This is a genomic window from Hoylesella buccalis ATCC 35310 (genome assembly GCF_000177075.1).
Classification (GTDB): domain Bacteria; phylum Bacteroidota; class Bacteroidia; order Bacteroidales; family Bacteroidaceae; genus Prevotella; species Prevotella buccalis.
In genome coordinates, this window is record NZ_ADEG01000071.1 from 1 (window position 1) to 7,828 (window position 7,828).

A 7,828-nucleotide genomic window follows, 5' to 3' on the forward strand; every position below is an offset into this window, starting at 1 on the left:
ACAAATTATATAAAATAATCATAGGGCTTGAAACCAAACAAAAGATGATGAAAGCTAACTTAAAAGGAATATATTATGGGAATATTTTTCAATAGGAAGAAAAAGCTTGAACTACAATACGGGTCTTCTAAGCCAATAGAAGATACAAGCCTTGAAGATTTTTTGCGATATCCAATTTGGTTATGGGACTATGCAAATGAAGGTGTGGGTGAACAGGACGAGACATGGATTCATCCTGTTGTTAACAGTTATGATGTGACCGATGATATGTGGGATGCTCATATCTTGTTGAGGGATACAAAAAACCGAGAATGGTACGTGGCATTATTAGATGTAAAAAAGAACCAAATAACAGATTTATTCTTAATGACAAAGAATGTTGATATTTACATTAATGAGACAATGATGAAAGGTTTGCCTAAGAAAAAGATTACCTTGAAGGCTATCCCTACTATAAATGGCGAAAGTGGTGTCATATTTGAAGTCCAGGTTCCTGCCAATATCTATGAGTCTACTAACCTGTGTTCGGTATAAGAAAGATGCTTTAAAAGTTGGTAATCTAGCTAATTTATAGTACCTTTAATACTGTAAATGCAGATTCAAAATCGAAGTGCAAAACTTGCTGGTTTGTCTCTACCGTGTTGTTTGCTAACTTAAAAAGGTTGAATAAATTTTGTGGTGTCTGTAATTTGGTGTACTTTTGTACACTTGGTAAATTTAAGTATGCAGATGAATTTTAAGAAGAAGAAAAGATGGCATGCCTTGTCAGGGCAGCCCTTAACTGATCTTGACAAACAGGTGATGTACTGGGAAAATAAGGGTAAACTGGTTCCCACTCGCGAATTAATCAAAACTCCGGAGCAAATAGAAGGTATCAGAAAGTCAGGCGTCGTGAACACGGGTGTGCTGGACGAAGTGGCCAAACAGATTCACGAGGGGATGAATACGCAGGAAATCGATGATATCTGCATGAAATATTGCGAAGAGCACCATGCCATTCCTGCTTGTCTCAATTATGAAGGCTTCCCTAAAAGTGTTTGTACCAGTATCAATGAAGTGGTGTGTCATGGCATTCCCAAGAAAGAAGATGTACTGAAAAACGGTGATATTATCAATGTGGACATGACGACCATCGTGGACGGCTATTACGCAGATGCCTCGCGCATGTTCATCATCGGAAAGACAACTCCGGAGAAAGAGCAGCTGGTACGCGTTGCGAAAGAATGCCTGGAGATTGGTGCGGAAGCAGCCAAGCCCTATAGCTTTGTGGGCGATATTGGCCACGCTATTCAGAAACATGCCGAAAAATACCATTATGGAGTTGTAAGAGACTTATGCGGACACGGCGTTGGAATAAAATTTCACGAAGAACCTGATGTCATGCACTTTGGTCACAAAGGCACCGGCATGTTGCTGGTGCCGGGTATGGTGTTTACCATAGAACCGATGATTAACATGGGTACCTGGAAAGTTTTCATCGATGCAGAAGATCCATACGGCTGGGAAATCGTTACTGGCGACGAGCTGCCCAGTGCGCAGTGGGAGCATACTTTTGTGATGACCGAACACGGCGTTGAGATTTTGACACACTAAATAGCTTTGATGGTGCAGTTAAATAGCTTTGATGGTGCTGTAAAGATGCGAAGAAGCCGCTGACTGCGCCCCGCTGAAGGAAAGAAAGAAATCATGAAGGAAGACATATATATATTAGGTATAGAGAGCAGTTGCGATGACACGTCAGCAGCCGTTCTCCGCAATGATGTGTTGTTGAGCAATGTAACGGCTTCGCAAGCCGTACATGAAGCCTATGGTGGGGTAGTGCCGGAACTGGCGTCACGCGCTCATCAACAAAACGTAGTGCCTGTTGTGGATCAGGCGTTGAAACGCGCGGGCATCACCAAAGAACAATTAAGTGCAATAGCCTTTACGCGCGGGCCAGGCCTGATGGGGTCGCTGCTCGTAGGGGTGAGCTTTGCCAAAGGTTTCGCTCGCTCCCTGGGCATCCCTTTGATAGATGTCAATCATCTGCAAGGTCATGTCATGGCACACTTCATCAAAGAGGTCGATGACGACCATCAATTGCCTCCGTTGCCATTTCTTTGCTTGTTGGTGTCGGGTGGTAACTCGCAAATTGTGAAGGTCAACGCCTACAACGACATGCAGGTGCTGGGACAGACTATTGACGATGCCGCCGGTGAGGCGATAGACAAATGCTCGAAGGTGATGGGACTTGGATATCCCGGAGGACCCATCATCGATAAATTGGCACGGCAGGGGAATCCGCATGCTTACAAATTTGCAGAGCCACACGTCGCTGGTATGGATTATAGTTTTTCGGGATTGAAGACCTCATTTTTGTATAACTTACGCAAATGGGTGGCTGAAGAACCTGATTTCATAGAGAACCATAAAAATGACATCGCAGCAAGTCTTGAGTTTACCATTGTGGATATCCTCATGAACAAACTGAGAATGGCCGTGAAAGAAACAGGCATCAACCATGTTGCCGTTGCCGGTGGGGTGTCGGCCAACAACGGTTTGCGTAACGCTTTCCGTGAACACGCTGAGAAATATGGATGGACTATCTATATTCCTAAATTCAGTTATACTACAGACAACGCAGCTATGATTGGCATCACAGGTTATTATAAATATCTAGACAAAGATTTTTGCAGCATCGATAAACCAGCATTCAGTAAAGTAACGTTTAAATAAGTAGGCTGACACATCATGCGAAGATCTGACTAATAGGATAAAACAGAAGGCAACAGTTATAGAAATGGACTTTGGAAGTAAAGTTATCAGTCGTGAGATACAACAGATGTTGTACGATACAAAGAAAACGCTTGGGACGGCAGAAAGCTGTACGGGCGGTCGCATTGCGGAAGTCATCATTGCCGTTCCGGGTGCTTCCAATTACTTTAAAGGCGGTATCATCGCTTATAGCAATGATGTGAAAGAGAAGTTGCTGGGTGTTGATCACGAGGTGATTGAAGCGCAAACGGCCGTCTGTGAAGAGGTGGCAAGACAAATGGCCGTAGGGCTTTGTGAAACATTGGATTGCGACTATGTGATTTCCATCACTGGTGTCGCCGGTCCAGGCGGAGGAACACCAGAGGTACCCGTTGGTACCATTTGGATAGGATATGGAGCGAAAGACGACATCAGGACCTTTCAGCTGACGGAAGATCAAGGTAGAGATCTTAATTTGAATATCGCAACTAACAAAGCACTGCGTCTTTTCTTAGAATATCTACAGGAAAACGCACCCGAACGCCAACCTGCCAATCAAGTGGAAAAGTAATGCAAAATAGTATTGCTACATGGTAAAACATCAAAAAAACTTAATAAAAAGGATTCTTTCAAGATTTCTTTTGGGTTTTCGATAAATATTTGTAATTTTGCACCCTGTTTGGAATAAGTATCAAAACGAAAACAATAATTTAAGATAGCAATGTCTAAGATTTGTCAAATCACAGGAAAGAAGGCACAGATTGGTAACAATGTGTCTCACTCAAAGCATCGTACAAAGCGCAGCTTTGACGTAAACCTATTCAGCAAAAAATTCTATTATGTAGAAGAAGGTTGCTGGATTAGCCTTAAGATCAGTGCGGCTGGTCTTCGTCTCATTAATAAAGTCGGTCTTGACGCAGCGTTGAAGAAAGCCGTTTCTAATGGCTATTGCGATTGGAAAGACATTAAAGTAGTAGGAGAATAGTCATTATGCCAAAGAAAGCAAAAGGTAATAGAGTACAGGTAATCTTGGAATGCACCGAGATGAAGGATAGTGGACAGCCAGGAACAAGTCGTTATATAACGACGAAGAATCGTAAGAATTCTCCTGAGCGTCTTGAGTTAAAGAAGTACAATCCTATTTTGAAGAAGATGACTCTTCATAAGGAAATTAAGTAATAAGGAGATTATAGAATGGCAAAGAAAGCGGTCGCTACCCTCCATGAAGGTAAGATGGATGGTCGAGCATATACAAAGGTAATCAAAATGGTGAAGAGCCCAAAGACGGGTGCTTACGTTTTTGATGAGCAAATGGTTCCAAACGAAGCAGTGAAAGACTTCTTTAAGAACTAATATTTATCGAAATTTGGATAAGATGAATGCAGGTCATTTATCTTTTCACTTGATAAAAGCCACAGGCTCTATGGATAGATTTCCATAAGGCCTGTGGTTTTTTGTTTGAGTGGTTATTCGATAAAGATGTTACATAGTGTAGAAAACAGAAACAGGAGGAAGCGTATAGGCTTCCTCCTGCATTATGGATTATCATTGTAAAATAGAAGGTTAGTCCAACTTTTCTGCAATAAATTGGCGCAGGTCATCACCTCTGAGTCCCTGAACGAGAATGGTACCTTGCTCGTCAACCACAACCGTATGCGGTATGGAGTTGACATTAAATAGTTGGGCGGCAGCATTATCCCATCCCTGGAGGTCTGAAAGGTGTGTCCATTTCATGTCCAGTTTGTCTACAGCTTGTTTCCACGAAGCCTCGTCCTTATCGAGAGAGATGCCAATGATGCCCAATCCTTTAGCATGATAGTCGTTGTAGAGTGCCACCACACTTGGTGCTTCTTGGACGCAGGGGCCACACCAACTGGCCCAAAAGTCAAGAATGGTAATCTTATTTTTGGCCACTTCGACTTTGACGGAAGTTTCGTTTCCATTGATGTCGTTCATCTTGATGTCAGGAATCGTATTGTCTTGAACAGCTACTTGCTGCGCTTCCGGCTGTTTGTCTTTCTTTTTTGATTGGCACCCTGTGAGTACAAAGGTACTCATCAAGGTGATTGCAATAAGCGTGGATGGCTTCATCATAGTTGCTTGGGATTAAATTAAATATTGTGATGAGATACTCTCATTGTTGATTACACGGCGGATGGTCTCTGCAAACATGTCTGCAACAGACAGTTGTTTAATCTTGGAGCATCTTTGAGTGTATGGAATGGAGTCTGTAAAGACAATTTCTTCAATGGATGAGGCTTGCACTCTTTCTGTAGCTGGACCGCTCATCACAGCGTGTGATGCCAGTGCTCTCACGCTGATGGCACCGGCGTTCTTCATGACATCGGCTGCCACAGTGATGGTGCCTGCCGTGTCTATCATGTCATCAATCAAGACAACATTCTTTCCTTTGACATCACCAATAATCTGCATGCTTTCCACTTCATTGGCGCGAGCGCGGGTCTTATTGCACAAAACGAGTGGGCAACCAAGGTATTTTGCATAAGTATTGGCACGTTTGGATCCACCAACGTCTGGAGAAGCGATGACTAGTTGATCTAACTTCAGACTCTGCAGATAGGGGAGCATAACGCCAGAGGCGTATAGATGATCCACGGGAACGTTGAAAAATCCTTGAATTTGATCGGCATGGAGATCCATTGTAATGAGGCGGTCTATGCCGGCGCAACTTAACAAGTCGGCAACGAGTTTGGCACCAATGCTCACTCTTGGCTTGTCTTTGCGGTCTTGTCTAGCCCATCCGAAATAAGGAATTACAGCAATGATGTGTCTTGCCGACGCACGTTTTGCAGCGTCGATCATCAGTAACAGCTCCATCAGGTTGTCAGAGTTGGGGAATGTACTTTGAACGAGGAAAACATTCTGTCCACGAATGGATTGTTCGTAGGACACTGCAAATTCACCATCAGAAAATTTCGTCATGACCAACTTTCCCAATGGGCAATTCAAACTTGCGCAGATCTTCTCTGCAAGGTATCTCGATTTTGTACCTGAGAAGATTAAAAAAGAGTCTTTGTCACTCATTACTAATTAGCATTTATGATTTATAGTGTTATAGAATATTCTTCAATTGTAAGGATTCATGTTCCTATCCGACAACCTTTCGTAGTTTTTCAAAGTGTGCCATCAAATCTTTGAAATCCGTCTCGTTGTGGATATCAAACCTGCTCCACAAGTCACCTCTTATTACCACTCCGCCGAAGCCATAATCCTTGGCCAGCTTTACATTGTCTATATTCATGCCTCCCGCGGCAAAAACGTGTCGGTCAATGAGTCCCCTTTTGGCAGCTTCTTCAATTTGCTGCATGTTAAAGTTGGCTTTATGATTTTCTTCCTCAATGCTGTCGAAGATGTAGGTCAAAAAGATGTCATCAGCTTTTTTCTTCGTTTCCTTCAGCAAACTCAGATCTGAGCAGTTGCGAGTAATCCGTCCCCGATAGCCTGCGGGCGGCTGATCAGTTAATTGGTCCAGATGAATTCCTGATAAGTTGTATTCGTTCTTCAGATAATAGTGTTCGTGAACCGTAATTCTCTTGTGGTACTTTTCGGGTAGCAGTGACAGTAAACGCTCTGAATAAAGGGGTGACGAACCAGGCTTGTGTAAATGCAAGTTGTCCATTCCTTCATCGAAAAGGGCTGTCAGTATTTTATCTTCTTCCACAAAAAATGTGGATTTAGTCATGATTACGAGCTTCATCACTATTTTGATTTGATGTTGCAAATGTATGAAAATAATATCAAATTAGCAATTTTATAAGAAATAAAAAGTTACCTTTGCCCAGAAATATGTATCTAGGAAACATGAAAGTTGACGCGAGAACATTTGAGAACATAAGGAAACCCATCTATATTCTTGAAGAAACAAAACTGAGACGAAATCTTCAGTTAATCAGCAGCGTAGCCGAGAGAGCCGACGTGGAGATTATATTGGCGTTTAAGGCCTATGCCTTGTGGAAAACTTTTCCGGTCTTTCGCGAGTATATTCACAGTACTACAGCCAGCTCACTGAATGAAGCCTTATTGGGTTTTCACATATTTAGCGCTCCTACTCATACTTATTCTCCTGCCTATGAGGAAGATGAGATTGAAGAGATAGCCCGCCTGTCAAGCCATCTCACGTTTAATTCCCTATCACAATTGGAACGTTTCGGGCAAACTGTCAAATGCGTGAATCCATCCGTTAACGTGGGCTTGCGTATCAACCCTGAATATTCTGAGGTGGGTACAGATTTGTATAACCCATGTGCGCCGGGAACAAGATTTGGCGTAACGGCTAATAAACTACCTTGCGAGTTGCCTTCAGTGGTCACTGGATTTCATTGTCATTGTCATTGTGAGAGCGGTGCTGATGTGTTTCAGCGAACGCTTGCGCATATTGAAGAGAAGTTTTCTCCCTGGTTTTCACAGATCAAGTGGATTAATTTCGGCGGTGGACACTTGATGACGCGCAAGGATTATGATATCAATTTGTTGGTACAAACCCTTCTTGATTTTAAGAAAAAATACCCTCATTTGAAAGTCATCTTAGAGCCTGGCAGCGCCTTTGCATGGCAAACGGGGCCACTGGTGGCTCAGGTTGTCGATGTGGTAGAAGATCATAGCATCCGAACGGCTATCCTCAACGTGAGCTTTACGTGTCACATGCCCGACTGCTTGGAAATGCCATACGTGCCAACGGTGCGGTTTGCCGATATCGTTGAGGAGGAAAACCACCTGCCAACCAAAGAACATATATATAGATTAGGTGGAAACTCGTGCCTCAGTGGCGACTTCATGGGTTCTTGGCACTTCAACCATGAACTGCAGATAGGTGAAAACATCATTTTTGAGGATATGATGCACTACACTACGGTCAAGACCAACATGTTCAATGGAGTGGGGCATCCAGCAATAGGTTTCTTGCGTCAGGATGGCGAATTAGAAATGCTACGCAAATATACTTTTGACGACTATGCAGCTAGGATGGATTGAAGAAATAGCAATCTGTTCAGAAAAAAATGATGATTTTATTTGTACAGTCAGAAAAAAGCATTACCTTTGCACAGCATTTGGAGAAATGTCCCTTGTAAAAGGG

General features: G+C 42.9%; 11 protein-coding genes. 8 read left to right on the forward strand and 3 right to left on the reverse strand.

All coding sequences use genetic code 11. The features are described from left to right. Positions 1-75 precede the first annotated feature (75 nt). The 7 genes from HMPREF0650_RS12470 to HMPREF0650_RS12765 all read left to right on the forward strand — a co-directional run bounded on the left by HMPREF0650_RS12470 (position 76) and on the right by HMPREF0650_RS12765 (position 4,086). Positions 76-534, forward strand: coding sequence for a hypothetical protein (locus tag HMPREF0650_RS12470; RefSeq protein ID WP_004349765.1), 459 nt, complete (start codon positions 76-78; stop codon positions 532-534). A gap of 195 nt (positions 535-729) precedes the next feature. Then, positions 730-1,593: a type I methionyl aminopeptidase gene (gene map, locus HMPREF0650_RS07700; RefSeq protein WP_040562875.1), complete on the forward strand. Its 864-nt coding sequence runs from the start codon at positions 730-732 to the stop codon at positions 1,591-1,593. A gap of 93 nt (positions 1,594-1,686) precedes the next feature. Further along, positions 1,687-2,715 (forward strand): tRNA (adenosine(37)-N6)-threonylcarbamoyltransferase complex transferase subunit TsaD, encoded by a 1,029-nt coding sequence (tsaD, locus tag HMPREF0650_RS07705; protein ID WP_004349768.1) that lies wholly within the window; start codon positions 1,687-1,689, stop codon positions 2,713-2,715. Between the two features lie 64 nt (positions 2,716-2,779). Beyond that, the gene (locus HMPREF0650_RS07710; RefSeq protein WP_004349770.1) at positions 2,780-3,304 is read left to right on the forward strand and encodes a CinA family protein; all 525 of its coding nucleotides are present in this window, start codon (positions 2,780-2,782) and stop codon (positions 3,302-3,304) included. Positions 3,305-3,454: 150 nt separating this feature from the next. After that, positions 3,455-3,718, forward strand: a complete 264-nt coding sequence (rpmB, locus tag HMPREF0650_RS07715) for a 50S ribosomal protein L28 (RefSeq protein WP_004349771.1) — start codon at positions 3,455-3,457, stop codon at positions 3,716-3,718. Between the two features lie 5 nt (positions 3,719-3,723). Continuing rightward, complete coding sequence (gene rpmG, locus HMPREF0650_RS07720; protein ID WP_004349772.1) at positions 3,724-3,912, forward strand: 50S ribosomal protein L33; 189 nt, start codon at positions 3,724-3,726, stop codon at positions 3,910-3,912. Positions 3,913-3,927: 15 nt separating this feature from the next. Beyond that, positions 3,928-4,086: a DUF4295 domain-containing protein gene (locus tag HMPREF0650_RS12765; RefSeq protein WP_004349773.1), complete on the forward strand. Its 159-nt coding sequence runs from the start codon at positions 3,928-3,930 to the stop codon at positions 4,084-4,086. Positions 4,087-4,296: 210 nt separating this feature from the next. On the opposite strand, the gene HMPREF0650_RS07725 is transcribed toward HMPREF0650_RS12765, so the two are convergent. From HMPREF0650_RS07725 to HMPREF0650_RS07735, 3 genes are all read right to left on the reverse strand, one after another. Further along, the gene (locus HMPREF0650_RS07725) at positions 4,297-4,827 is read right to left on the reverse strand and encodes a TlpA disulfide reductase family protein (RefSeq protein WP_245543480.1); all 531 of its coding nucleotides are present in this window, start codon (positions 4,825-4,827) and stop codon (positions 4,297-4,299) included. Between the two features lie 12 nt (positions 4,828-4,839). After that, positions 4,840-5,778, reverse strand: a complete 939-nt coding sequence (locus tag HMPREF0650_RS07730; RefSeq protein ID WP_004349775.1) for a ribose-phosphate pyrophosphokinase — start codon at positions 5,776-5,778, stop codon at positions 4,840-4,842. A gap of 64 nt (positions 5,779-5,842) precedes the next feature. Further along, a complete protein-coding gene (locus HMPREF0650_RS07735; RefSeq protein WP_004349777.1) occupies positions 5,843-6,451 on the reverse strand; it encodes a beta/alpha barrel domain-containing protein in 609 nt (202 codons plus the stop codon). 104 nt (positions 6,452-6,555) lie between these two features. Here HMPREF0650_RS07735 and nspC point away from each other — a divergent pair, with 104 nt between their 5' ends. Then, positions 6,556-7,725 carry a carboxynorspermidine decarboxylase gene (gene nspC / locus HMPREF0650_RS07740; protein WP_040562877.1) on the forward strand — a complete coding sequence of 390 codons (1,170 nt, stop codon included), beginning with the start codon at positions 6,556-6,558 and terminating at the stop codon, positions 7,723-7,725. Positions 7,726-7,828: the final 103 nt, after the last annotated feature.

Excerpts from the sequence above, each read along its gene's own strand:
- HMPREF0650_RS12470 (WP_004349765.1), top strand. The coding sequence starts at position 76 with ATGGGAATATTTTTCAATAGGAAGAAAAAGCTTGAACTACAATACGGG.
- map (WP_040562875.1), top strand. The coding sequence starts at position 730 with ATGAATTTTAAGAAGAAGAAAAGATGGCATGCCTTGTCAGGGCAGCCC.
- tsaD (WP_004349768.1), top strand. The coding sequence starts at position 1,687 with ATGAAGGAAGACATATATATATTAGGTATAGAGAGCAGTTGCGATGAC.
- HMPREF0650_RS07710 (WP_004349770.1), top strand. The coding sequence starts at position 2,780 with ATGGACTTTGGAAGTAAAGTTATCAGTCGTGAGATACAACAGATGTTG.
- rpmB (WP_004349771.1), top strand. The coding sequence starts at position 3,455 with ATGTCTAAGATTTGTCAAATCACAGGAAAGAAGGCACAGATTGGTAAC.
- rpmG (WP_004349772.1), top strand. The coding sequence starts at position 3,724 with ATGCCAAAGAAAGCAAAAGGTAATAGAGTACAGGTAATCTTGGAATGC.
- HMPREF0650_RS12765 (WP_004349773.1), top strand. The coding sequence starts at position 3,928 with ATGGCAAAGAAAGCGGTCGCTACCCTCCATGAAGGTAAGATGGATGGT.
- HMPREF0650_RS07725 (WP_245543480.1), bottom strand. The coding sequence starts at position 4,827 with ATGATGAAGCCATCCACGCTTATTGCAATCACCTTGATGAGTACCTTT.
- HMPREF0650_RS07730 (WP_004349775.1), bottom strand. The coding sequence starts at position 5,778 with ATGAGTGACAAAGACTCTTTTTTAATCTTCTCAGGTACAAAATCGAGA.
- HMPREF0650_RS07735 (WP_004349777.1), bottom strand. The coding sequence starts at position 6,451 with ATGAAGCTCGTAATCATGACTAAATCCACATTTTTTGTGGAAGAAGAT.
- nspC (WP_040562877.1), top strand. The coding sequence starts at position 6,556 with ATGAAAGTTGACGCGAGAACATTTGAGAACATAAGGAAACCCATCTAT.